We start from the raw sequence: 23877 nt of genomic DNA on the forward strand, positions 1-23877 counted from the left end.
GCGTCCTCAGGCGTTCATCAGGTGCGGTCGTACAACAGGTCCCAGACGCCATGGCCGAGCTTCTGGCCGCGGGTCTCGAAGTGGGTCTGCGGGCGCCAGTCCGGGCGCGGCACGCTGCCACGCGGGCCGGCGCGGTTGACCAGGCCGGGGGTGGCATCGAGCACGTCCCACATCTGCTCGGCGTAATCCTCCCAGTCGGTGGCACAGTGCAGGCGGCCACCGGGGCGCAGCTTGCGCACCAGCAGCTCGGCAAAACCCGGCTGGATCAGGCGACGCTTGTTGTGGCGCTTCTTGTGCCACGGGTCGGGGAAGTAGATGCGCACTTCGTCCAGCGCGCCATCGGCGATTTCCTTTTCCAGCACTTCCACTGCGTCGTGGTGGTACAGGCGCACGTGGTCGGCGTTGTCGTCGGCCAGCGCGTTCAGCAGGCGGCCCACGCCGGGCGCGTGCACTTCAAGGCCGATGTAGTCGCGGCTGGGGTCCTGCTGCGCGGCGAAGCGCAGCGCGGCGCCGTTGCCGAAGCCGATTTCCAGCACCTTGTGCGCATCGCGGCCGAAGGTGGCATCCAGATCACGCGGTTCACCGCTGAAATCCAGGCCGAAACGCGGCCAGCGCTCGTCGAACGCGCGCTGCTGGGCGGGGGTGAAACGGCCCTGGCGCAGCACGAAGCTGCGCACTTCACGGCGGCCTTCGTTGACCGTGAACGGCTTGGGCGGCGCCTTCGAACCGGCGCTGTCGAATGGATTGGTCATCAGCCGATCAACCCATCGATCGGCGAGGACGCACTGGCGTAGCGCTTGCGCGGAATGCGCCCGGCCAGGAATGCCTCGCGGCCTGCTTCCACGGCCTTGCGCATCGCGCTGGCCATCAGCACCGGGTGGCGCGCACCGGCGATGGCGGTGTTCATCAGCACGCCGTCGCAGCCCAGTTCCATCGCGATCGCCGCGTCCGAAGCAGTGCCCACGCCGGCGTCGACGATGATCGGCACCTTGGCGTCTTCGATGATCTGCAGCAGGTTGTACTTGTTCTGGATGCCCAGGCCCGAGCCGATCGGCGCGGCCAGCGGCATCACCGCAGCGCAGCCGAGCTCTTCCAGGCGCTTGGCCAGGATCGGGTCGTCGGAGGTATAGACCATCACCTCGAAACCGTCCTTGACCAGCTGTTCGGCGGCCTTGAGGGTCTGCACCACATCCGGGTACAGCGACTTCTGGTCGCCCAGCACTTCCAGCTTGGTCAGGTTGTGGCCGTCCAGCAGTTCGCGGGCCAGGCGGCAGGTGCGCACGGCATCCTCGGCGGTGTAGCAGCCGGCGGTGTTGGGCAGGATGGTGTAACGGTCCGGCGGCAGCACGTCGAGCAGGTTCGGTTCGCCCGGGTTCTGGCCGATGTTGGTGCGGCGGATGGCCACGGTGACGATCCGGGCGCCTGCGGCCTCGGTGGCCAGGCGGGTTTCTTCCAGATCCTTGAACTTGCCGGTGCCGGTGAGCAGCCGCGAGCTGTAGGTCTTGCCGGCGATCACCAGCGAATCGGGGGAGACATGAGCGTTCATGGCGCGATTATCGCTTATCCGCCTGAAGATGGGGTCACGTAATGGAGTGCCGGCCGTAGATCAATGAGGGTAGTGCCGGCCGCTGGACGGCAGATGCGGCGCGTCGGACAGCATCGGATTGCCGGTCAGCGGCCGGCGCCATCTTGACTGACGTCAACCACCGCCCAGCGCATGCACGATCTCCACCACATCGCCTTCGGCCAGCACATGCTCGGCATGACGGCTGCGGCTGACGATCTCGCCGTTGACCTCCACCGCCACCCGGCGTTGCAGCAGCTGCTCGGCCGTGAGCAAGTCCAGGAGGGTTGCCGAAGCGGGCAGGGTGCGGGGGGCGCCATTGAGCTGGATGTTCATGCAGCCATTGTCGCTGATCGCCGGTTCGCATCGGAACTGTTGCAAAGTTGTGCGCTACACCCGCACCGGCAAAGCCCGCCGGGCGTGGCTCGGGCGACAATCCATGCGGCGGCGCAGCGTGAGCAATTGGCGGCGCAGTGAAACCATTCACCGTGCGCCGGCGTACGTGCGTCGGATCCTCAACGATATCCCCACAGGAGTTTTTACATGCTGCTCAGCAAACGCCCGATCCGCTCCCTCATGGCGGCCGCGATCGCGCTGGCCGCGCTGCCGGCCATGGCAGGCGAATCCCCGTTCTCGCGCACCGTGTTCATCGGTGACAGCCTGACCGATAGCGGCTACTTCCGCCCGCTGCTGCCGGTCGATGTGCGTCCGGTCACCGGCCAGTCCACCACCAACCCCGGCTGGGAGTGGGCACAGTGGGTGGCCGATTACTACGGCACCAATGCCGGCCCGAACGGTAACGGCCAGACCGGCGACAACTACGCTGTCGGCGGCGCCCGGGTCGGTACCGACTTCCGCAACCCGCAGCTGGGCAACGTGCTGGTGCCGTCGTTGAAGACGCAGACCGCCAACTACCTGGCTGCCAACGGTGGCAAGGCAGATCCGCGCGCGCTGTACACCGTGTGGGGTGGCGCAAACGACCTGTTCCAGATCACCAACCCGGCCCAGGCGCCGGCCGTGATCGGTTCTGCGGTCACTGACCAGATCGGCATCGTGGCCAGCCTGAAGCAGGCCGGCGCCGAGTACGTGCTGGTTCCGAACCTGCCCGATATCGGCTCCACTCCGGGCTTCATCGATCGCGGCGCTGCCGCGCGCGTGCAGGGGACGGCGCTGTCCAACGCCTACAACAGTGCCCTCTACGGCGGCTTGAAGCAGGCCGGCATCGACTTCATTCCGCTGGACACCTATACGCTGCTGCGCGAGATCATCGCCACCCCGGGCATGTACGGCTTCAGCAACGTTACCGGCCGGGCGTGCACCGTGCCGTCGTCGCTGACCTGCAGCCCCCTGGCCTATGTGCGTCCGGATGCGGCAAGCACCTACCTGTTCGCCGATGACGTCCACCCGACCACTGCCGCCCACCAGATGCTGGGCCAGTACGCCATTTCGATCCTGGAAGGCCCGCGCCTGCAGCAGGTGCTGAGCCACTCGGCACAGACCATCGGCCGCTCGCGTGCCGACCAGGTCAGCCTGCACCGGGCCGGCCGCCCGGCTGATGGCCTGTCGTGGTGGGGCGGCGTGCGCGGCGACATGCAGCGCTACGACCACGCCGATCTGTACGACGGCCTGGCTCCGGCCGGTCTGTTCGGTGTCGACTGGGCGCGTGACGGCATGGTCTTTGGCGGCTTCGCCGGCTTTGGCCGTCTGAATGCCGACTTCGGCAACAGCCGTGGCGATTTCACACAGAAGGACACCACCGCCGGTCTGTTCGCCGGTTGGTATGGCGACCGCATCTGGGTCAATGGCCAGGTCAGCTACACCTGGCTGTCCTACGACGTGAACCGCAAGGTCCAGCTCGGCCCGGCGACCCGCGAACACGGCGGCTCGCCGGACGGCAGCAACCTGACCGCCGCCTTGAACGCCGGTTACGAGTTCGGCACCGAAGGCGGCTTCCGCCACGGTCCGATCGCCTCGGTGATCTGGCAGCAGGTCAAGATCGACGGTTACACCGAAAGCGCCGATGCCGGCACCATGGCTACCGCGCTTGGCTACGGCAAACAGGATGTCGATTCCACCGTGGGCCGTATCGGTTGGCAGGCCCGCTTCGACGGCGGCACCGTCAAGCCGTACGTGCAGGTGACCTACGACCACGAGTTCGAAGACACCAAGCAGGCCAGCGCCTGGGTGCAGAGCCTGCCGGACGTGGGCATGTACCGCGTGCCGGGCATGGACTTCGACAAGAACTATGCAACCGCCATCATGGGCGCGCGCATGGAACTGTTCGGCCTGCAGAGCAACATCGGCCTGAGCGCCACCACCCTGCAGAAGCGTGCGCAGGACGCGACGTTGTTTGCCAGCTTCAGCGGCAGCTTCTGATGCGGACGACGGCGGGCCTGCGGGCCTGCCGTCTACTCAACGGGCAGGCTCCACGGGCCCGCCCGTTGCGTTTGAACACGTGCCCCGCATAGACTTGTCGGGCAATGCGGGCGTAGCTCAATGGTAGAGCTGTAGCTTCCCAAGCTACTGACGAGGGTTCGATTCCCTTCGCCCGCTCCAGAATCCAGACCCCGGTAGCGGCATTGTCGCTTCCGGGGTTTTTCGTTTGCGCACGGCGCAAAGATTCAAACAATCGGCATGTCCGGCCGCTGCGGCCTCCGCTAGCGTATTGCTCTCATTTCAGGGAGTACACAGGCATGGATCGCAGGGATGACGTCGTCACCGCGCTGCATCGGATCTTTCTTTCCGCCGGCATCGGCTCGGCCAAACAGGTCGAAGCGGTTCGAGCACTCGGGCGCGCCGGTGGTCCAGAGGCAGCGCAGTTGATCGGGCAGATCTATCAGGACGCCTTCAGCGGGTCGGCTATCCAGATGGCCTGCATCGCGGCGCTGGGCGAAGCGGCGCGTGCCTACCCGTCGGTGCTGCCGGGCACGGAGTGAGCTGGGCAGCCACTGCCGCGCAAAAGCATCATCCAGGCGCAACGCCGCCACGCTATGCTGCGCGCCTGCCGACCGATCCCACTGCGATGAAGCTCGCCATCCTGTCCCGCAACACCCGGCTGTACTCCACCCGCCGGCTGGTCGAGGCCGCGCGCGCGCGCGGCCATACCGTACGCATCCTCGACCCCCTGCGCTGCTACATGCGCATCGCTGCGGACGGCTTTTCCATGCACTACAAGGGGCGGCCCATGACCGGCGTGGACGCAGTCATTCCGCGCATCGGTGCTTCGGTCACCCGCTATGGCACCGCCGTGCTGCGCCAGTTCGAACTGATGGGTGCACGCACGCCCAACCCGTCCGACGCGATCCTGCGCTCGCGCGACAAGCTGCGGGCACACCAGCTGCTGGCGGCCAAGGGCATCGACATGCCGGTCACCGTCTTTGGCGACAACCCGGATGACACCGTCGACCTGTTGTCCATGCTCGGCCCGCCGCCGCACGTGGTGAAGCTCAATGAAGGCACCCAGGGCCGCGGTGTGATCCTCACCGAGAAGGCCAGCGCTTCGCGCGGCATCGTCGAAGCCCTGCGGGGGCTGTATGCCAACTTCCTGATGCAGGAGTTCATCGGCGAGGCGAAGGGCGCCGACCTGCGCTGCTTCGTGGTCGGCGACCAGGTGGTGGCGTCGATGCAACGCCAGGCTCCGGAAGGGGATTTCCGCTCGAATCTGCATGCCGGCGGTACCGCGGTGGCGTCCAAGGCCAGCCGGGCCGAGCAACAGGTGGCAGTGCGTTCGGCCAAGGCGCTGGGGCTAGGGGTATGCGGGGTGGACCTGATCCGCTCCGAGCGCGGCCCGCTGGTGCTGGAGGTGAACTCCACCCCCGGTCTGGAAGGCATCGAGGCTGCCTGCGGGGTGGACGTGGCCGCACGCATCATCGAGCATGTAGAGAAAATAAAAAAATCCTGATATTTCAGTGACTTGAAATTAAATTCAGGCGAGGTTTGCGGGTTTAACACTGCTTTAATCGCCCCGGGCGTAGCCTTCAACGAACCGCAGCTCTGCCTCTCAGCAGGATCGGTATCGGGATACAACTTCAGGCCCAGGCGGGTGCACCGCCTGGGTCTTTTTTATGCCCAGTGTCCCCCTGCCAAGGGGCCCTTGTGGGCACGTGGGGACACTCGTAGAGTTGGGCCTTCGTTCCGAAGGATCGGGAGGTTGGTGATGTACCGCACCACGATGATCGTGCTGTTGCTGTGCCTGCCTGGCGTTGCACTGGCCAAGCCGGAAAAGGCGGCTGTGCAGATGGACCGCCAGAGCCCGGTGGCCGAGCAGGTCCGCCAGGTCGAAAAAGCCCTGCAGCAGGGCGACTACAACGAAATCTCCGCCGACGACCGCAGTCAGGTCCAGCAGGCCTTGGCGCGGATTACCCAGCGGATGGGCGACCGGCAGACCGTCCAGGAGCTGCCGCCGCAGGTACAGAATGATGTTTTCAACGATCAGGAACGGGTCAACAGCATCCTGACGCGCGCCCACGACGACAGTCGCCAGATCTGCTCGTACCAGCGCACTACGGGCAGCAACATGCCCAAGAGCCGCTGCCTGACCGTCGCCGAACGTCGCCGCATCGAGGAGAAGGGCAAGGCCCTGCTCAACGACCAGCGCACCTACAGCAACTTGAACCCCGATTCCAAGCTTTAGGGCCGCCTGCACCCTGCCGGCCAGCACTTGCTGGCAGAGCGCGCATCCGCATACAGTCGGCGTTCACCTCAGACAGGGATTCGTTTGTATGAAGCATCCAGTGATATCAGCGGTTCTGGTTTCGGCGTTGGCCCTGGTTGCTGCCTCGGCAGCGGCCAAGAGTGCCGAAGAGGTATTCCTGCCGGGCAAGCCGCTGCTGCAGCAGGTTGAGCGCATCGAGATCGAGCTCAACGATGGCGAAACCTATTCCGAGCTGCGTCAGGAAGAACGAGGCAAGGTCCGCGAGACCCTGGTTCGCATCCGCACTGCCGCCGAGCAGTATCCGACCAAGGACGCGATGCCTGAATCGGTACGAACTGAGGTCTTCAACGATCAGCAGGTCGTGAACACCGTTTTGACACAGGCGCGTGAAGATAGTCGTCTAATATGCCGACGTGAGAAGGCCATCGGTTCCAACATGTCGTCCACGCAATGCATGACCGTCGCCGAGCGTGCTCGGCAGAAGGACAAGGCACAGCGCGACATGGGCCAGGCCCAGCGCGTCGGTAAATTCGTCAATTAGAGGTGACAGTGAGAATCCTGGTAATCGAAGACAACAGCGACATTGCGGCCAATCTGGGCGACTACCTGGAGGACCGGGGCCACACCGTGGACTTCGCTGCCGACGGAGTGACCGGGTTGCATCTGGCTGTCGTGCATGAGTTCGACGCGATTGTCCTGGATCTCAACCTGCCCGGCATGGATGGTATCGAGGTATGCCGCAAGCTTCGCAACGAAGCGCGCAAGCAGACCCCGGTGCTGATGTTGACCGCGCGCGATTCGCTGGACAACAAACTGGCCGGCTTCGATTCCGGTGCTGACGACTACCTGATCAAGCCGTTTGCGCTGCAGGAAGTCGAAGTACGTCTGAACGCCCTGTCGCGTCGCGGCAAGGGCGTGCAGACCCGCGTACTGGAGACCGGTGATCTGGAATACAACCTGGATACGCTGGAAGTGCGCCGCCAGGGCAAGCTGCTGCAGCTCAACCCGACCGCACTGAAGATCCTGCAGGCGTTGATGGAAGCAGCCCCGGCCGTGGTCACCCGGCAGGAACTGGAAACCCGTGTCTGGGGCGAAGAGCTGCCGGACTCCGATTCGCTGCGCGTGCACATCCATGGCCTGCGCGCCGTGGTGGACAAGCCCTTTGAAGTGCCGATGATCCAGACCCGCCATGGCATCGGATACCGCATCGCCACGCCGGAAGCCTGATTCTGTGGCAAGCAAGGGGGAGCGCCGGCGCACGCCTTATCGGCGGCGTCTGCGCAGCCGCATCATCGTCTCGTTCGTGTTGTTGGGCTTCTGCCTGACGACACTGTTCGCGTTCGCCACCAACTGGGCCCGCATGCGGGTGGAAAACCAGTTGGTGGAAGACGTGATGAACCGCAACATCAGCGAGTACGTGCGGCGTTACTACGAAAGCCCCGACCGCAATCCCGACCTGCCCGTGCAGCAGATGCGCGCGCGCCTGATCAAGCCGGACAAGTTCGAAGCGCTGCGCGAGGAAGAGCCGGACTGGTACGAGTTCAAGGACGGCCTGTACAACATGGGCGGTGTGGACGAGCGCGGTGAGCGCTATTCCTACAAACTGGCCGTGCGCAAGACCCCCGATGCCTGGGCGTTCCTCGCCTACGACATGACCGACAGCGTTCGCGGTGGGCAGCAGCTCAACCGCGCGCTGTTCCTGTCGGTGCTGGTGTTCAGCCTGCTGTCGCTGGTGCTGGGCTGGTGGTCGGCCTCCAAGGTGATGAAGCCGGTCTCGGATCTGGCCGCACGTCTACGTGCGTACCGTGGCGGCACCAGCGACCCCGAACCCTTGGCGCCGCGCTTCCCCGATGACGAAGTGGGGCAGCTGGCCCAGGCGCTGGATGACTATTCTTCGCGGCTGACTGAAGTGGTGCAGCGCGACCGTGAGTTCAATGCGGACGTCAGCCATGAACTGCGCACGCCGTTGGCGGTGATCCGTGGCGCTACCGAGCTGCTGCTGACCCGCCCGGGCCTGGACGAGAAGGTGCTGCAGCGCCTGCAGCGCATCCAGCGTGCCGAGCAACAGTGCAGCGATCTGATCGGTGCCTTGCTGCTGCTGTCGCGCAACGAACGCGGTCAGGGCAGCAGCAATGTGGCCCGTGTGGCCGAACAGCTGCTGGATGCCCATCGCGCGCAGTTGGGTGGCAAGCCGCTGGAACTGCACCTGGATGGCGAACGCGATCTGGTCATCGATGCCCCCGAAGCGGCGTTGTCGGTGGCGCTGGGTAACCTGATCGGCAATGCGGTGAAGTACTCGCAGGATGGCGAGGTCCGTGTGCATGTGGGCGCCAACGCTGTGTCGGTGACCGACAGCGGGCCGGGCCTGAGCGAGGAAGATGCCGCCAAGCTGTTCCAGCGCGGCTATCGCGGTACCCATGCCGGTCACTCGCAGGGCGGCGGCATCGGCCTGTCGATCGTCAGCCGCCTGTGCGATCTGTACGGCTGGCAGGTGAGCGTGCGCCCGGGCGGTGCCCGCGGCGTGATCGCCACGCTGACGTTCTCGCCGAAGCCGCTGTAACCCGTTTTGCCTGCTGCTTTGGTAGGTGCCGACCTTGGTCGGCACGAATCCATCCGTCGTCGAAATCTCACGCTCGGTCAAGTGGGCGCGGAGAAGCTTCAACGCAGCCATGCGCTGGCCGCCATTCAATAGTCCTTCAACAACTGTTGTCAGTTGTGTCGGCATGTTCATGGCGAGTCGGCGGATAGCGTATGGGCAGAAACGTTGCCCCAGGGAATGCTGGGAGATGTCCACACGAGGATGAGGAATGTCAAAGCGTAGACCGAAGCGCAGGCCCCTTGTCGCACTGCTCAGTCTGGCCCTTGCCACCTGCTCGGCTGTGAGCGGCTGGGCCGTACTCCATTATGGAGTCAACGAACTCCCCGGTCGCTGCCGCGCGTTTTGTGGCGTGGGCGCGATGGTCAAGCATCTCTTCGGACCGTTGGCGTATCAATGGGGTGTTGCGATGATCTTCTTTCTCGTCGCAGTCCTGCTTGTGGATCTGGCAATCCGCCGGGGCATTCAAGGACGTTGATTGCCCCGGAGCGACCTGGTGAATTGCCTTGATCGACGCATTGTCCTGCGCGGTGCAGATCCCAAGGGGGCCAGCATCAGCCATGCCATGCATGCTGAGGCCCGCCCTTACCCGGCTGCCAACCCCAGATACCGAGCGTGCAATCGCTCCACCTGCGCCTGCAGGTCATCCGGATGGCCGTCATTGCCCACCACGTCATCGGCCAGCGCCAACCGCTGCGCGCGGGTGGCCTGGGCGGCAATCATCTGGTCGGCCAGCGCTGCATCAATGCCGTCGCGCTGCATCAGTCGGGCGTGCTGGACGGCTTCCGGTGCATCCACCACCAGTACGCGGTCCAGCCATGGGTAGGCCGTGCGCCCGCCCACTTCGGTCAGTAGCGGAATAGCCGCCATCGCGTAGGGACTGACCGCCTGCTCGCACTGCTGTTGCATGAGCAGGCGGATAGCCGGGTGGGTGATCGCTTCCAGCGCCGTCCGCTCGGCCGGGTCGGCAAAGATGTGGGCACGCAGGCGGGCCCGGTCAAGGCTGCCATCGGCCAGCAGGATTCCCGTGCCGAAGCGCTCTGCAATCAGGGCAAGGGCAGGGCTGCCCACCGCCACCACCGCGCGCGCGGCCAGATCGGCATCGGCCACGACAATCCCCAGCGCCTCGAAGCGCCGGGTCACTTCACTCTTGCCCGAGGCGATGCCGCCGGTCAGGCCCACCACATAACGGCTCATCGGTGCGCCCTCAGCGCAGCCCGCTCATCACCAGATACTGGTTCAACAGGGGCTCGCCCCACATGAAGAACAGCCAGCCGGCCAAAGCCAGATAGGGTCCGAACGGGATCGGCGTCGCCCGGTCACGGCCACGGCTGTACAGCCAGATCGAGCCGATGATGGCGCCCAGTACCGACGACATCAGGATGATCGGCAGGATGCCCTTCATCCCGCACCAGGCGCCCAGCGCGGCCAGCAGCTTGAAATCGCCGTGGCCCATGCCTTCCTTGCCGGTCAGCTGCTTGAACAGCCACCACACCGACCACAGCGACAGATAGCCGAGCAGGGCGCCCAGCAGGGCCGGTTTGGCGGGCATGTACAGGTTGTCGATGCTGCCTATCAACCCCAGCCACATCAGTGGCAGGGTCAATTGATCCGGTAGCAGTTGGGTGCGCAGGTCGATGCCGGACAGGGCGATCAGGAAGCAGGTCAGCACGATGGCGCCGAAGCCCTGCCAGCCGAAGCCGAATTGCCATACGCACGCCAGCACCATCACAGCGGTCAGTGCCTCCACCAGCGGGTACTGGATGGAGATCGGTGCCTTGCAGTGGCGGCACTTGCCGCCCTGGATGATCCAGCTGAACAGCGGGATGTTCTCGTACCAGGCCAGCTTGTGCTTGCAGTGCGGGCAGTGCGAAGGCTCCACCACGATGCCCGGCGGGGGCGGCTCGTAGAAGTCCGGCTCCTCCAGTACTTCGCGGGCGTCGCGCTTCCACTCCCACTCCAGCCGCTTGGGCAGGCGCAGGATGACGACATTGAGGAAGCTGCCCAGCAGCAGTCCAAAGGCGGCCGCGGCGGGATAGCCGAGGCCGGGATGCTGGTCGAGAAATGCCATTGTTACCTTTAGCCGACGACGGCGCCGAGTTTGAAGATGGGCAGGTACATCGCAATGACCAAACCACCGACAAGGGTACCAATGAATACCATGATCATCGGTTCCAGCAGGCTGCTCAGGGCGTCCACTGCGTTGTTGACCTCCTGCTCATAATACTCGGCTACCTTGAACAGCATCGTGTCCAATGCGCCAGCCTCTTCGCCGATGCCGGTCATCTGGATGACCATGTGCGGAAACAGGTTGAGCTGTTTCATGGCCATGTTGACCGGATAGCCCACCGACACGTCGTCGCGCATGCGCAGGACGCCATCGCTGTAGACCTTGTTGCCGGTCGCGCCGGCAACGATGCCCAAGGCCTCCACCAAGGGGACGCCGGCCTTGAACGTCACTGCCGTGGTGCGGGCGAAGCGGGCAATGGCGCTGTTGTGCATGATCTGGCCGATCACCGGCACCTTCAGTATCAGGCGGTCCACCGTATGTTGCATCTTTTCCGAGCGCCGGTAGGTCATTGCGATTGCGACAACCGAGCCGATCAGCACGATCGCCATCAACCACCACCACGACACCATGAACCGGGACAGGTTCACCACCATCTGTGTGAAGGCGGGTAGATCGGCGCCGAAGCTCTGGAACACCTCTTCGAACTGAGGGACGACCCATACCAGAAGGATGGTGCTGACCAGGAATGCGACGGCCAGGACCATCGCGGGGTAGAACAAGGCCTTCTTGATCTTGCCCTTCAGAGCTTCGATGTTCTCTTTGTAGGTGGCAATGGTGTCGAGCACCGTTTCCAGCACACCCGCGCTTTCGCCTGCCCTCACCAGGTTTCGATACAGTTCGTCGAACTGCACCGGGTGGCGGCTGATCGCTTCATACAGGGAGGAGCCGCCCTCGATGTCGGTGCGCACCGTATCGACCAGCTTCTTCATTCGCGGATTTTTGTGGCCGCTGCCGATGATTTCCAGCGCCGACACGATCGGCACGCCGGACTTCATCATTGTGGCCATCTGGCGACTGAAGAACGCAATGTCCTTCGCCGATACCGGCTTGCCGGCAGCACCGAAAAACGGCTTTGGCTTTACCTTTACCTGGCCGGGGTTGATGCCCTGGCGGCGTAGTTCGGCGCGCAGCAGATTGGCATTCTTGGCCAACTGCTCGCCCTTCATCTTGATTCCCCGCTTGTCGGTCCCCTCCCAGACAAACGGCTGCAACTCCATGGTGCTTCGCGCCACGGGCTCTTTCTTGATCGCACTGCGACTGACAGACATGTTGGCTCCCCGGCCCGCCATCCCCAGACGGGCATCTGCCGATGGTAGCGGGTTCGTCGCCGTCTTGGCAGATCCGGAAGGGGGCAGAATGCGAATTCGTGCCGGCTGCCGACCAAAGGTGACGCACTGCGTCACATTGCTGGGTTCGTCGCAATTCCTGTTAAGGGGGCTTCCCATTCAAGAATTTGCTGCCATCATTGGCCCCGGGGAAATCCAGGGGGAGGCGTGCCGGGGTTGGCACGCAACCTGCGTAGATCCACCCGCAGGGTGCAGGACACGCTCAGCCGACCGTAGGTCGGACCGATCCAGCGCACTGACTCAACCACCACTATCTTGGGGATGTATCACTATGAAGAACCAGAAGGGCTTCACCCTTATCGAACTGATGATCGTTGTTGCGATCATCGCCATCCTGGCCGCCATCGCGCTGCCGGCATACTCGAACTACACCAAGAAGGCCAAGGTCTCGGAAGTGATCCTGGCAGCTTCTTCGCTGCGTACCGACCTGTCGGAGTACGTGGCCAGCAACAACAAGCTGCCGGACAACAAGTGGCAGCCGGACTTCCAGGAAACCAAGTACGTGAAGTCGCTCGCATGGAACGGCACCGCCATCGTTGCGACCGCTCAGGCGATCGGTGATGCGGCCATCGATGCCAAGACCATCACCCTCACCCCGGACGCCTCCAAGGTTGCCAACGGCGTGATCCCGTCCTGGGTCTGTGAAGGTTCGATCGACACCAAGTTCCGCCCGGGTTCCTGCCAGGGTGCTACCAAGGCTCCGTAACTCTACGGATCTGTTGGAAGCTTTGGACGGGGAGCGCAAGCTCCCCGTTTTTGTTTGCAGGCGAGGTTGGCGGTGCCTGCGCTGCCTGGCTCAACCAATGGGGCTTGCCTGCAGCCGGCCAATAGTGTGTTGTTGGCAGCTGGATTCTGCGACTGGGGAGCTCGCAATGAACCGCACCATCGTCGGCCATGGTCCTTGGCTGCTGCTTGTTTTCGTTCTGTCTGGCTTTGCCGGCCTCATCTATCAGTCCATCTGGACGCAATACCTAGGGCTGTTCCTAGGCCATTCCTCCCACGCGCAATCGCTTGTGCTGGTCCTGTTCATGGGCGGAATGGCGCTGGGTGCCTGGCTCGTCAGCCGACGCTCCGCACTGCTGCGCCGGCCGCTGCTTGCCTATGCTGTGATCGAGCTGGTGATCGGCGCACTGGGCATCGGTTTCGACGGCATCTTCCAGGGTGCGACGGGCTGGGCCTATGCGCACTGGCTGCCGGGGATGGAGGGGGCTTCGTCAACCAGCCTGCGCTGGGCATTGGCCACCGCGCTGGTATTGCCCCAGTGCGTGCTGCTTGGCGCCACATTCCCGCTGATGAGCGCCGGCTACATGCGGCTGCAGCCAGGCGCACAAGGCGAAGTGCTGGCAGGCCTGTATTTTTCCAACAGCTTGGGCGCTGCTGCTGGTGCCCTGTCTGCAACCTACCTGTTGCTGCCTGCGGTGGGACTGCCCGGCACCGTACTCAGTGCGGGTCTGCTCAACGTGATCGTGGCACTGCTGGTGTATCCGCTGGCCCGCAACGATATGCCGCTGCCCATCAATGTCGGCGTTGCAGCGGATGCGGGCTCCAGCGGGAGGGATCGTGCCGTTCCGGTGTTGCTGGTGCTACTGGTAGCTGCAATGACGGGTGCCTCGTCCTTTGTCTATGAGATCACCTGGGTGCGCATGCTGTCGTTGGCGCTGGGGACCACACTGCACTCATTTGAACTGATGCTCGCCGCGTTCATCGCTGGCATCGCATTTGGTGGCTTGTGGTTGCGACGCCGGGCGGATCGCATGCCTTCGCCGCTGCGCGTTGCGGGCTGGGTCCAGGTCTGGATGGGACTGGCTGCGCTGGCGTCGATGTTCGTGTACGCCCACGCCTTCGAGTGGGTCGGCTGGTTGATGCGTGTCATTGTCCGGAGTGCAGACGGCTATGTACTCTACAACCTCGCAAGTGCTGTAATCGCCGCGCTCGTGATGTTCCCGGCAGCCTTCTTTGCCGGCATGACGTTGCCCTTGCTGACGCTGGCGTTGCTCCGTAGCGGGCAGGGTGAGAAGGCTATTGGGCAGGCATATGCGTTCAACACATTGGGCGCAATTGTTGGCGTGTTGGCTGCAGTGCACCTGCTGATGCCGATGTTGGGCCTGAAGTACGCCCTTGTGGTGGCGGCAGTGGTGGACATACTGCTGGGCATTCTGTTGCTACGCCATTTTTCATCGGAACTGGCAGGAAAACTGCACTCACCAGCTTGGCGAGCAGGCTTCGTCGGTACAGCAGGTGTAGCAGCCGCAGTGCTGCTGGTGCAGTTCGATCCGTTGGTGCTGAATTCGTCTGTCTATCGGCACGGCAATGCGCGATTGGATGCAACGGCGGAGATGCTGTTCAGTCGCGATGGGCAGACTGCAACCGTCGCAGTGTATGAAAACACGCATGCCAACGGCCGCATCCGCGCCATTGCCACCAATGGCAAGGTTGATGCAGGTATGGCCGTATCGATGCAGCAAGCTCCCAGCAGCGACGAGTCGACCATGATCCTGTTGTCGGCGTTGCCCTTGGCGCTACGTGATGACTACCGACGCGTCGGGGTAATCGGGTTTGGTTCGGGGCTCAGTACCCACACGCTGCTGGGGGATCGCCGTGTCGGCAATGTGGACACTGTTGAAATCGAGCCGGCAATGGTGGAGGGAGCGCGTCTGTTTGGTGACCGCGTCGAACGCGCCTTTAATGATCCCCGCTCGAGGGTGGTCATCGACGATGCCAAGGCCTATTTTGCCGCTAGTTCACGCAAGTACGATTTGATCATTTCCGAGCCGTCCAATCCTTGGGTGGGGGGTACGGCCGCGTTGTTCAGCGATGAGTTCTACAGCTTCGTCCCACAGCACCTGAACGAACGCGGCGTCTTCGTGCAATGGCTGCAACTGTATGAAATCACGCCGGAGCTGGTGAGTTCGGTATTGAGCGGGATGTTGGGAGAGTTCTCTGACGTTCGCGCTTATCTGGCCAATCGAGGTGATCTCATACTCGTGGCTACGCCCACTGGAAAGCTGCCGGCGATGAACGAAGGTCTGTTCCAACAGCCTGCGTTGAAGCGTGAGCTGGCCCGCATCGGCGTGCATTCAGTGCAGGATCTGCAGGACACCTTGGCGATGGATGACCGCGCGCTGCGTGCATTTGTGCCGCTGTATCCTTCTGCGCGCAACTCGGATTATTTCCCGACACTGAAGCTCAATGCCCCGGTGGCCCGATTCCAGTCCGCGTTTACACGCGACTTCCAGGAGGTGATGGTTGCGCCGTGGCCTGTCGTGAGTCGCGAGACCGGCAGCGCCGTCTCGCTGGCACCGGGCCTTGCGCCGCAACCGTCCAGCCTCGAGGACCTTCGGCCCAGCGCGCGTTCGCTCTCGGCGGTGCTGCGCGGGACAGATGCCTCTCCCGGTTCGTTGTCAGCAGGTGACTGGCTGCGCGCGCAGACCCTTCGCGGACTTGCTCAACGCTGCGAACTTGATCGTTCGCCAGTGCAATCTATCGAACTGATCTTTGCTGTGGCGGGGAGAACCATACCGTTCCTGGGGCCGGCCGAGCGCCGGGAGCTATGGAAGCGCAGGGCCTGGTTGGAGTGCAGTATTGCCGACCCCAATGTAGCCGCTGCCTTGGCGCTGGCCGGCGCCGCGGCCACGGATGATCATGCAGGCGTACTTGCCACTGGCCAGTTGCTGCTGGATGGATCAGCGGCACGCGAGCTGCTTGCCGACCCAGGGGCAGGTCTGTACCTCTTTGGTGCAATGCAATATGCGGCGCTATCCACCGATAATGCTCCCTTGGCCAGGCAACTGTCGGACAAGCACTGGAAGTCCCTGGCACCGGAAGCCCGGAACAGCGGTACGCTACGGTTGCTGACCTACATGGCGACGACCGGCGCACCATCGGCTGTCCACGCCGGAGCGCCGTAGACCAGACAGGATTGAAAAGAGGAATTCCATGAGCGTTGTTTCCACCCCCAACCTCGTCGGCATCACCGGCCTGGCCCGTCGCCTGGTCCAGGACGGCGCGCTGGATGAAGCCGCCGCCCGCGACGCCATGGCCAAGGCAACCGCCGCTCGCCAGCCGCTACCGACCTGGTTCGCCCAGAACAAGGTGGTCGGGGCCGCGCAGCTGGCGGCCGCTAACGCGGTCGAGTTCGGCATGCCGCTGTTCGACGTGTCCACGTTCGACAGCAGCCAGAACGCAATGAGCTTGGTCAGCGAGGAGCTGCTGCGCAAGCACAACGTGCTGCCGCTGTTCAAACGCGGTGGCAAGCTGTTCGTGGGCACCAGCAACCCGACCCATCCGCTGGATGAGATCAAGTTCCACACCAACCTGGTGGTCGAGCCGATTCTTGTCGATGAGGATCAGATCCGCCGGACTTTGGAACAGTGGCATGCCAGTCACGACACCATTGGCGACTCCCTTGGGGGCGATGACGAGGGCATGGCCAACCTTGACGTCGGACTCGGCGATGACGACGGCGCGGGTACCGATTCGGGCATCGACGCCAAGGGCGATGACACCCCGGTGGTGAAGTTCGTCAACAAGGTGCTGGTTGATGCCATCCGCAAGGGGGCGTCGGATATCCATTTCGAGCCCTACGAAGACGATTACCGGGTGCGCCTGCGCATTGATGGCCTGCTGAAGCTGGTCGCGCGCGCACCGGTCAAGCTCAGCCAGCGCATTGCCGCGCGCCTGAAGGTGATGTCGCAGCTGGACATTGCCGAAAAGCGCGTGCCGCAGGACGGGCGCATCAAGCTCAATCTTTCAAAGACCAAGCAGATCGATTTCCGCGTCAGCACGCTGCCCACCCTGTTCGGTGAGAAGGTGGTGCTGCGTATCCTCGATGGCAGCGCGGCCAAGCTGGGCATCGACAAGCTGGGTTACGAGCCAGAGCAGCAGAAGCTGTTCCTGGAAGCGATCCACAAGCCGTACGGCATGGTGCTGGTGACCGGCCCGACCGGTTCGGGCAAGACGGTGTCGCTGTATACGGCGCTGGGTATCCTCAACGATGAAACCCGCAACATTTCCACTGCCGAAGATCCGGTGGAAATTCGCCTGCCAGGCGTGAACCAGGTGCAGCAGAACAACAAGCGCGGCATGACCTTCGCAGTGGCGCTGCGTTCGTTCCTGCGTCAGGATCCGGACATCATCATGGTGGGCGAAATCCGCGACCTGGAAACGGCCGAGATTGCGATCAAGGCGGCGCAGACCGGTCACATGGTGCTGTCCACGCTGCATACCAATGATGCGCCGCAGACCATCGCGCGCCTGATGAACATGGGCATCGCGCCGTACAACATCACCAGTTCGGTGACGCTGGTGATCGCCCAGCGGCTGGCGCGTCGGCTGTGCGGCAACTGCAAGCGCCCGGCCAACCTGCCGGCGCATGCGCTGCTGGCCGAAGGCTTCACCCAGGCGCAGCTGGATGCGGGCATGGAGCTGTACGAGGCGGTGGGTTGCGATGAGTGCACCGAGGGGTACAAGGGGCGTACCGGTCTCTACCAGGTCATGCCGATGACCGATGAGATTTCCACCATCGTGCTGGCTGGCGGCAATGCGTTGCAGATTGCCGAGGCCGCGCAGGCGATCGGCGTGAATGACCTGCGGCAGTCGGCGTTGAAGAAGGCAGCTGCAGGTGTGACCAGCCTGGCCGAGATCAACCGCGTAACCAAGGATTGATGCAGTAGATCCACGCCATGCGTGGATGCGCGGTGCACTAAGTTGCCGGCCAGCGGCCGGCACTACGCGGTAGGAAGCTTCCAGTAGATCCACGCCATGCGTGGATGCGCGGTGCGTGAGGTTGCCGGCCAGCGGCCGGCACTACGCGGTAGGAAGCTTCCAGTAGATCCACGCCATGCGTGGATGCGTGGTGCATGAGGTTGCCGGCCAGCGGCCGGCACTACCATCTCGACGCAGAACGTTTAGTAGATCCACGCCATGCGTGGATGCGCGGTGCAAGAGGTTGCCGGCCAGCGGCCGGCACTACCTATTCCATCCCCAGCTTCTTCAGCTTGTAACGCAGTGCGCGGAAGGTGATGCCCAGCTGCGCGGCGGTACGGGTCTTGTTCCAGCGGTTCTCTTCCAGCGCGCGCTGGATCGCACTGCGCTCGAGCTGCTCGATGTAGGAGGGCAGGGCAGCACTGCCGGGGTGCAGATCGACCACGGCTTCGGCATGGGCGGCACTGCCCGGTGAGCGCGGCGCGTGCTGCGGCAGGCGCAGGTCGTCGGCGCCGATTTGGTCTTCTTCCGCCAGCGCCAGTGCGCGTTCGAGGATGTTCTCCAGTTCGCGTACGTTGCCCGGGAAGCCGTACTGGGCCAGTGCGTCCAGCGCCGAAGGCGCCAGCAGCGGGGTGCCGCGACCGTGGCTGCGGGCCAACCGCGCCAGGATCGAGGCGGCCAGCGCAGGCAGGTCCTGGCGGCGCTCGCGCAGCGGCGGCACGCGCAGTTCAATGACGTTGATGCGGTAGTACAGGTCGTGGCGGAAGCGCCCGTCCTCGACCAGCTCGGCCAGATCCTTGTGGGTGGCCGAGAGGATGCGCACATCTACCGGTTCTTCGCTGGGCGCGCCGACCGCGCGCACCGATTTTTCCTGGATCGCACGCAGCAGCTTCACCTGCATCTGCAACGGCAGCTCGGCCACTTCATCCAGAAACAGCGTGCCGCCGTGCGCGGCCTGGAACAGCCCCGGCTTGTCGGCATGGGCACCAGTGAAGCTGCCCTTGCGGTGGCCGAAGAACTCGCTCTCCATCAACTCGGTGGGGATGGCGCCACAGTTGACCGGCACAAACGGCCCGGCAGCGCGTGCGCCCTGTGCGTGGATGGTGCGTGCGACCAGTTCCTTGCCCACCCCGGATTCGCCCAGGATGTAGACCGGTGCCTGGCTGCGCGCGACCTTGCTGATGGTGGCGCGCAGCACGTCCATGGCCGGTGAGTCGCCAAGCAGGCGCGCGGCCTGCTCGGCAGCAGGGCCAGCAACAGGGCGTTCGCTGTTGTTGAGTTCCAGTGCGTGCTTGACCAGGCCGCGAAGCACGGTGATGTCCACCGGCTTGCTGACGAAATCGAAGGCACCCGCCTTCAGTGCTTCCACTGCCAGGTCCATGCTGCCGAAGGCGGTGATCATCGCCACCGGCGTGCGCGGGTAGTGCTGGGCGATCTCGCTGACCAGTTCGATGCCGTTGCCGTCGGGCAGGCGCATGTCGGTGATGCACAGGTCATAGGGATTGCTGGCCAGCAGTTCGCGGGCTTCGGCGAGGTTGGCGGCGGTGCTGATGCGCAGGCCCATGCGGCCGAGGGTCAACACCAGCAGTTCGCGGATATCGCGTTCATCGTCGACGACGAGGGCGCTGCGGGTTTCGTTCATGGGTGGGAAAGATAGCCGAGGGGGTGGGATGCGACAAATGTTTGACGGGCGGAATCAGTCCGGAAACAGGGTGTGCGGGCCAGGCAGAACCAGGCGGAAGCAGGAGCCGCCGGCGGGGACGGGGATGTAATCCAGTCGCGCCTGGTTGGCCCGGCACAGCTCCCGGGCGATGTACAGCCCGAGCCCGGTGCCGTGCTCGGAGGTGGTGAAGAAAGGGCGGAACAGCTGCGCGGCGACGGTCTCGGGAATGCCGGGGCCGCGGTCCATCACGTCGATCACCGCACTGCGTTCGTGCTGGGCCACGCGCAGCCTTACGCGCGCGGGCTGCTGGCCGATGCGGCCGTACTTCAGGGCGTTGTGCACCAGCACGGTCAGCACCTGGTACAGGTGGCGCGGGTCGACCTGTGCCGGCACCGAGGTGTCGTTGATGATCGGCTCGATGCTGTCGGTTTCCAGCGTCTGCCCTTGCTTGTACTCCAGTACGAAGCGGCGCACGAAGGCGGCCAGATCCACGTTTTCCGGGTTGGCGCGTTCGCGTCGGGCCAGGCCCAGCACGCTCTCAACGATGCCGTTGGTGCGTTGGCACTGCTGGTGGATGATCTGCAGCAGGCGGCGGTCGCTGTCGTTGAAACCAGTGCCTTCCTCGAGCAGCTGTACGGCGTAATTGATGGCCGCCAGCGGGTTGCGGATCTCGTGGGCGAGGCTGGCCGAGAAACGCCCCATCGCCGACAGGGTGAGTGATTCGGCGCGGCGCGAGACCACGCTGGAGTCATCCAGGAACACCAGCACCAGATCGCTGCCGGCCAGCAGCCGGGCGAAGCGCGGTTGCACTTCCGGCTGGTCGGGGTTGAGCTGCAGCGGCATTTCATCCTGCGCCCAGCCGTTGCGCCAGCGCTGCAGGCGGCGCGCCAGCTCGGGGGCGACGCTGGCCAGGTCGAGGCGGCCGGATTCACTGTTGCCGTCGTTGTCACCCAGCAGAATCGATGCGGCTTCGTTGGCCAGGGTGATGCGGTTGTCGGCGTCCACCACGACCACGCCGGTACGCATGCGGCGGATGATCAGTTCGTTGATCTGGAACAGGTTGGCCACTTCGTCGCCACGCTGGTTGGCCAGCTGCTGGTTGCGGCGCGCACGGTTGCCGACCTGGTAGCTGATGAAGGCCAGGGCCAGGTAGCTGGTGGCGAACATTGCCAGCTCGGCCAGCGTGCGGGTGGGATCGCCGCCTTCCAGCACCTTCCACATGTATTCGGCGGCGGTGGCGACGCTGGCGGCCAGCGCCAGCAGCAGGCCCCAGCTGAGCGGCAGCAGGGTGGCGGCGGCAGCGATATTGAACAGCAGCGACATCGAGATGCCGGCGCTGGCGCCGGGCAGGGCATGTGCCAGCAGACTGGCGGCGACGATGTCCAGCAGCACGCCGCCGACGACGATGGGCCGCAGCCAGCGCTCGTTGCGGCCGATCACCAGCAGCAGCAGCGACAACAGCAGATAGACGGCGCCGACCGAATAGGCCAGGCGGGGGTGATGGGCTTCGCCGCTGATCGCCGACAGCGGGCTGTACAGCAGGGCGGCGATGACCGAGGCGATCAGCACCCGGTACAGGGCGAAGAAATACAGCTCTCGCCGCGGTATCGATTCGATGCGGTCGATCAATGAAGCACTGGGTGACACGCCGGAACTCCCCTTCTGGCTGCCTGGAACTGGATCATGACGGCGGTGGGCCGAACCTGCCCGACGTCCCCCGATCGTCGGATGTGCTCGCTGCCCGGTTGCCGGCACCGTGGGCTCGAATTTACGGGACCAGTATAGGGGGCCCGTAGCGGGCTGGGCTGCGCAATCGACCCGGCCCGGCCTTCGGGTGGCGAGCCGGGCCGTGCCGCAACTGCCTGAATGCCCGTGGAAATCTGGCCGGTTGCGGCCTTTTGTCCATACTTCTTTGCGCCCCGGCGCCGGCTCGGCCACAATAGTGGGCCCGCCGCGGTCCATGCCGGCGCCCCGCCGGGGCCCTGAGGAATTGCGTGCGGTCGTTCCTATTCCCACGGTGACGCATGAATTTCCACGAATACCAGTCAAAACAACTGCTTGCCGAGTACGGCATCCCGGTCCCGGCCGGCAAGGTCGCTGCGACCCCGGACGAAGCTGTTGCCGCTGCCAACTCCCTGGGCCAGGGCCCCTGGATGGTCAAGGCGCAGATCCACGCTGGCGGCCGCGGCAAGGCTGGCGGCGTCAAGTTCTGCAAGACCACCGACGACGTGAAGGCCGCTGCGGCCAAGATGCTCGGCACCAAGATGGCCACCTACCAGACCGCTGGCGTTGAACTGCCGGTCAACCTGGTGCTGGTGACCACCGCTGGCGAGATCGTCAAGGAACTGTACCTGTCGGTGCTGGTTGACCGTGGCACCAAGACCATCACCTACATCGCCTCTTCGGAAGGCGGCGTGGAGATCGAGCAGGTCGCTGCTGAAACCCCGGAGCTGATCCACTCGCTGAACGTCGACTTCGTCGAAGGCGTGCAGGGTTACCACGGTCGTGATTTCGGCTTCAAGCTGGGCCTGACCGCCAAGCAGGCCGGCCAGTTCGCCAACATCATGGTGAACCTGTACCGCCTGTTCAACGAAAAGGATCTGGCGCTGGTTGAAATCAACCCGCTGGCCATCCTGGACGACGGCAACCTGTACGCGCTGGACGGCAAGTTCGACAGCGACGACAACGCCGCGTTCCGCCAGAAGGCCCTGGTCGCCATGCGCGACAAGACCCAGGAAGATCCGACCGAAGTGATCGCTTCGGAGCTGGACATCAACTACGTCACCATGGACGGCAACATCGGCTGCATGGTCAACGGCGCAGGCCTGGCCATGGCCACCATGGACGTCATCAAGCTCAACGGCGGCGAGCCGGCGAACTTCCTGGACGTGGGCGGCGGTGCCAACAAGCAGCGCGTCATCGAAGCGTTCAAGCTGATCCTGTCCTCGGACAAGGTCGAAGGCATCTTCGTCAACATCTTCGGCGGCATCGTCCGCTGCGACATGATTGCCGAAGGCATCATCGCCGCTGTGAAGGAAGTGGGCGTCAAGGTTCCGGTCGTGGTGCGTCTGGAAGGCACCAACGTGGAAGAAGGCAAGCAGCTGCTGCGTGACAGCGGCATGGCCATCATCCCGGCCGACAACATCAACGACGGTGCCAAGAAGGTCGTCGAAGCTGTCAAGAACGCCGCCTGATCCGACACCGAAGGAAATCCAATGTCAGTTTTGATCAATAAGAACACCAAGGTGATCGTGCAGGGCTTCACCGGCCAGCAGGGCACCTTCCACGCCACTCAGATGATCGAGTACGGCACCCAGGTTGTTGGCGGCGTGACCCCGGGCAAGGGTGGCACCACCCATATCGACCTGCCGGTCTTCAACACCGTTGCCGACGCCGTGCAGAGCACTGGCGCCAACGCTTCTGTCATCTACGTGCCGCCGCCGTACGCGGCTGATGCGATCCTGGAAGCCGCTGCTGCCGGCATCAAGGTCATCGTCTGCATCACCGAAGGCATCCCGGTGCTGGACATGCTGCGCGTCAAGAACGTGCTGACCCGTTCGCATCCGGACACCGTGCTGATCGGGCCGAACTGCCCGGGCGTCATCACCCCGGGTGAGTGCAAGATCGGCATCATGCCGGGCCACATCCACAAGCCGGGCAAGATCGGCATCGTGTCGCGTTCGGGCACCCTGACCTATGAAGCGGTCAAGCAGACCACCGAAGTCGGCCTGGGCCAGTCCACCTGCATCGGCATCGGTGGTGACCCGATCAACGGCCTGAACTTCGTCGACTGCCTGAAGCTGTTCAACGAAGACCCGCAGACCGAAGGCATCATCATGGTCGGCGAAATCGGCGGCGACGCTGAAGAAGCCGGTGCCGAGTACATCAAGAACCACGTGAAGAAGCCGGTCGTCGGTTTCATCGCCGGTGCTTCGGCTCCGGCCGGCAAGCGCATGGGCCACGCCGGTGCGATCGCATCGGGCGGCAAGGGCACTGCCGAAGGCAAGTTTGCTGCAATGGAAGCTGCTGGCGTCGTCACCGTGCGTTCGCCGGGCGACCTGGGCGCTGCCATCGCCAAGCTGGTGAAATAAGACCGCAGCCGCGCAGCGGCTACGTGTTTGTAGAGCCGGCCGCTCGCCGGCTGTCTGAAACAGAAAGGCCGCCTTCGGGCGGCCTTTCTGCGTCCGGGCATCGACGACCCGCTGAACGGCATCCACGCATGGCGTGGATCTACTGTGGCACACACCCGGGTGCGCTCCATCCACGCATGGCGTGGATCT

The 23877-nt window shown here is 64.1% G+C and carries 20 protein-coding genes and 1 tRNA gene; 13 read left to right on the forward strand and 8 right to left on the reverse strand.

Features of this window, described 5'->3' with window-relative positions; translation table 11 throughout:
- Window positions 1–17 precede the first annotated feature (17 nt).
- From trmB to thiS, 3 genes are all read right to left on the reverse strand, one after another.
- Window positions 18–752, reverse strand: a complete 735-nt coding sequence (trmB, locus tag ACQ5SA_RS11280; RefSeq protein ID WP_025874277.1) for a tRNA (guanosine(46)-N7)-methyltransferase TrmB — start codon at window positions 750–752, stop codon at window positions 18–20.
- Window positions 752–1546, reverse strand: a complete 795-nt coding sequence (locus ACQ5SA_RS11285; RefSeq protein WP_499314281.1) for a thiazole synthase — start codon at window positions 1544–1546, stop codon at window positions 752–754. The genes trmB and ACQ5SA_RS11285 overlap by 1 nt, the downstream gene beginning before the upstream one ends.
- 153 nt (window positions 1547–1699) lie before the next feature.
- Entirely contained in the window at window positions 1700–1900 is a 201-nt protein-coding gene (gene thiS / locus ACQ5SA_RS11290; RefSeq protein ID WP_353099367.1) for a sulfur carrier protein ThiS, read from the reverse strand.
- A 207-nt stretch (window positions 1901–2107) separates the two neighbouring features.
- Between thiS and ACQ5SA_RS11295 the strand changes: the two genes are divergently transcribed.
- From ACQ5SA_RS11295 to ACQ5SA_RS11330, 8 genes are all read left to right on the forward strand, one after another.
- The gene (locus tag ACQ5SA_RS11295) at window positions 2108–3940 is read left to right on the forward strand and encodes an autotransporter outer membrane beta-barrel domain-containing protein (protein ID WP_499314282.1); all 1833 of its coding nucleotides are present in this window, start codon (window positions 2108–2110) and stop codon (window positions 3938–3940) included.
- Window positions 3941–4046: 106 nt separating this feature from the next.
- Window positions 4047–4120: transfer RNA gene (locus ACQ5SA_RS11300), tRNA-Gly, on the forward strand.
- Between the two features lie 137 nt (window positions 4121–4257).
- Complete coding sequence (locus ACQ5SA_RS11305) at window positions 4258–4500, forward strand: hypothetical protein (RefSeq protein WP_230112616.1); 243 nt, start codon at window positions 4258–4260, stop codon at window positions 4498–4500.
- An 86-nt stretch (window positions 4501–4586) separates the two neighbouring features.
- The gene (rimK, locus tag ACQ5SA_RS11310; RefSeq protein WP_025874283.1) at window positions 4587–5465 is read left to right on the forward strand and encodes a 30S ribosomal protein S6--L-glutamate ligase; all 879 of its coding nucleotides are present in this window, start codon (window positions 4587–4589) and stop codon (window positions 5463–5465) included.
- A gap of 255 nt (window positions 5466–5720) precedes the next feature.
- Entirely contained in the window at window positions 5721–6197 is a 477-nt protein-coding gene (locus tag ACQ5SA_RS11315) for a hypothetical protein (RefSeq protein WP_353099366.1), read from the forward strand.
- A gap of 88 nt (window positions 6198–6285) precedes the next feature.
- Entirely contained in the window at window positions 6286–6759 is a 474-nt protein-coding gene (locus tag ACQ5SA_RS11320; RefSeq protein ID WP_499314283.1) for a hypothetical protein, read from the forward strand.
- A gap of 8 nt (window positions 6760–6767) precedes the next feature.
- Window positions 6768–7445 (forward strand): response regulator transcription factor, encoded by a 678-nt coding sequence (locus ACQ5SA_RS11325; protein ID WP_025874286.1) that lies wholly within the window; start codon window positions 6768–6770, stop codon window positions 7443–7445.
- Window positions 7408–8778, forward strand: a complete 1371-nt coding sequence (locus ACQ5SA_RS11330; protein WP_100460170.1) for a sensor histidine kinase — start codon at window positions 7408–7410, stop codon at window positions 8776–8778. The genes ACQ5SA_RS11325 and ACQ5SA_RS11330 overlap by 38 nt, the downstream gene beginning before the upstream one ends.
- A 621-nt stretch (window positions 8779–9399) precedes the next feature.
- Here the strand turns inward: ACQ5SA_RS11330 and coaE are convergent.
- The 3 genes from coaE to ACQ5SA_RS11345 are packed head-to-tail and all read right to left on the reverse strand — an operon-like array spanning window position 9400 to window position 12153.
- The gene (gene coaE, locus ACQ5SA_RS11335; protein ID WP_499314284.1) at window positions 9400–10011 is read right to left on the reverse strand and encodes a dephospho-CoA kinase; all 612 of its coding nucleotides are present in this window, start codon (window positions 10009–10011) and stop codon (window positions 9400–9402) included.
- A 10-nt stretch (window positions 10012–10021) separates the two neighbouring features.
- Complete coding sequence (locus ACQ5SA_RS11340; RefSeq protein WP_499314285.1) at window positions 10022–10885, reverse strand: prepilin peptidase; 864 nt, start codon at window positions 10883–10885, stop codon at window positions 10022–10024.
- 8 nt (window positions 10886–10893) lie between these two features.
- Window positions 10894–12153: a type II secretion system F family protein gene (locus ACQ5SA_RS11345; protein ID WP_499314286.1), complete on the reverse strand. Its 1260-nt coding sequence runs from the start codon at window positions 12151–12153 to the stop codon at window positions 10894–10896.
- A 349-nt stretch (window positions 12154–12502) separates the two neighbouring features.
- Between ACQ5SA_RS11345 and ACQ5SA_RS11350 the strand changes: the two genes are divergently transcribed.
- The 3 genes from ACQ5SA_RS11350 (at window position 12503) to pilB (ending at window position 17895) form a co-directional block, all read left to right on the forward strand.
- On the forward strand, window positions 12503–12937 hold the full coding sequence (locus ACQ5SA_RS11350) for a pilin (protein ID WP_499314287.1): 435 nt from the start codon (window positions 12503–12505) through the stop codon (window positions 12935–12937).
- A gap of 166 nt (window positions 12938–13103) precedes the next feature.
- Window positions 13104–16139 (forward strand): fused MFS/spermidine synthase, encoded by a 3036-nt coding sequence (locus ACQ5SA_RS11355; protein ID WP_499314288.1) that lies wholly within the window; start codon window positions 13104–13106, stop codon window positions 16137–16139.
- Between the two features lie 28 nt (window positions 16140–16167).
- A complete protein-coding gene (gene pilB, locus ACQ5SA_RS11360; RefSeq protein WP_499314289.1) occupies window positions 16168–17895 on the forward strand; it encodes a type IV-A pilus assembly ATPase PilB in 1728 nt (575 codons plus the stop codon).
- Between the two features lie 307 nt (window positions 17896–18202).
- On the opposite strand, the gene ACQ5SA_RS11365 is transcribed toward pilB, so the two are convergent.
- On the reverse strand, window positions 18203–19576 hold the full coding sequence (locus tag ACQ5SA_RS11365; protein WP_230112603.1) for a sigma-54-dependent transcriptional regulator: 1374 nt from the start codon (window positions 19574–19576) through the stop codon (window positions 18203–18205).
- Between the two features lie 54 nt (window positions 19577–19630).
- Window positions 19631–21244 carry a sensor histidine kinase gene (locus ACQ5SA_RS11370; protein ID WP_353102060.1) on the reverse strand — a complete coding sequence of 538 codons (1614 nt, stop codon included), beginning with the start codon at window positions 21242–21244 and terminating at the stop codon, window positions 19631–19633.
- A 377-nt stretch (window positions 21245–21621) separates the two neighbouring features.
- Here ACQ5SA_RS11370 and sucC point away from each other — a divergent pair, with 377 nt between their 5' ends.
- Complete coding sequence (gene sucC, locus ACQ5SA_RS11375; RefSeq protein WP_025874298.1) at window positions 21622–22791, forward strand: ADP-forming succinate--CoA ligase subunit beta; 1170 nt, start codon at window positions 21622–21624, stop codon at window positions 22789–22791.
- Between the two features lie 21 nt (window positions 22792–22812).
- Window positions 22813–23688 (forward strand): succinate--CoA ligase subunit alpha, encoded by an 876-nt coding sequence (sucD, locus tag ACQ5SA_RS11380; protein ID WP_017356169.1) that lies wholly within the window; start codon window positions 22813–22815, stop codon window positions 23686–23688.
- Window positions 23689–23877 lie beyond the last annotated feature (189 nt).

This window comes from Stenotrophomonas indicatrix, from assembly GCF_050573115.1.
GTDB classification, from domain to species: domain Bacteria; phylum Pseudomonadota; class Gammaproteobacteria; order Xanthomonadales; family Xanthomonadaceae; genus Stenotrophomonas; species Stenotrophomonas lactitubi_A.

Excerpts from the sequence above, each read along its gene's own strand:
- trmB (WP_025874277.1), bottom strand. The coding sequence starts at position 752 with ATGACCAATCCATTCGACAGCGCCGGTTCGAAGGCGCCGCCCAAGCCG.
- ACQ5SA_RS11285 (WP_499314281.1), bottom strand. The coding sequence starts at position 1,546 with ATGAACGCTCATGTCTCCCCCGATTCGCTGGTGATCGCCGGCAAGACC.
- thiS (WP_353099367.1), bottom strand. The coding sequence starts at position 1,900 with ATGAACATCCAGCTCAATGGCGCCCCCCGCACCCTGCCCGCTTCGGCA.
- ACQ5SA_RS11295 (WP_499314282.1), top strand. The coding sequence starts at position 2,108 with ATGCTGCTCAGCAAACGCCCGATCCGCTCCCTCATGGCGGCCGCGATC.
- ACQ5SA_RS11305 (WP_230112616.1), top strand. The coding sequence starts at position 4,258 with ATGGATCGCAGGGATGACGTCGTCACCGCGCTGCATCGGATCTTTCTT.
- rimK (WP_025874283.1), top strand. The coding sequence starts at position 4,587 with ATGAAGCTCGCCATCCTGTCCCGCAACACCCGGCTGTACTCCACCCGC.
- ACQ5SA_RS11315 (WP_353099366.1), top strand. The coding sequence starts at position 5,721 with ATGTACCGCACCACGATGATCGTGCTGTTGCTGTGCCTGCCTGGCGTT.
- ACQ5SA_RS11320 (WP_499314283.1), top strand. The coding sequence starts at position 6,286 with ATGAAGCATCCAGTGATATCAGCGGTTCTGGTTTCGGCGTTGGCCCTG.
- ACQ5SA_RS11330 (WP_100460170.1), top strand. The coding sequence starts at position 7,408 with ATGGCATCGGATACCGCATCGCCACGCCGGAAGCCTGATTCTGTGGCA.
- coaE (WP_499314284.1), bottom strand. The coding sequence starts at position 10,011 with ATGAGCCGTTATGTGGTGGGCCTGACCGGCGGCATCGCCTCGGGCAAG.
- ACQ5SA_RS11340 (WP_499314285.1), bottom strand. The coding sequence starts at position 10,885 with ATGGCATTTCTCGACCAGCATCCCGGCCTCGGCTATCCCGCCGCGGCC.
- ACQ5SA_RS11345 (WP_499314286.1), bottom strand. The coding sequence starts at position 12,153 with ATGTCTGTCAGTCGCAGTGCGATCAAGAAAGAGCCCGTGGCGCGAAGC.
- ACQ5SA_RS11350 (WP_499314287.1), top strand. The coding sequence starts at position 12,503 with ATGAAGAACCAGAAGGGCTTCACCCTTATCGAACTGATGATCGTTGTT.
- ACQ5SA_RS11355 (WP_499314288.1), top strand. The coding sequence starts at position 13,104 with ATGAACCGCACCATCGTCGGCCATGGTCCTTGGCTGCTGCTTGTTTTC.
- pilB (WP_499314289.1), top strand. The coding sequence starts at position 16,168 with ATGAGCGTTGTTTCCACCCCCAACCTCGTCGGCATCACCGGCCTGGCC.
- ACQ5SA_RS11365 (WP_230112603.1), bottom strand. The coding sequence starts at position 19,576 with ATGAACGAAACCCGCAGCGCCCTCGTCGTCGACGATGAACGCGATATC.
- sucC (WP_025874298.1), top strand. The coding sequence starts at position 21,622 with ATGAATTTCCACGAATACCAGTCAAAACAACTGCTTGCCGAGTACGGC.
- sucD (WP_017356169.1), top strand. The coding sequence starts at position 22,813 with ATGTCAGTTTTGATCAATAAGAACACCAAGGTGATCGTGCAGGGCTTC.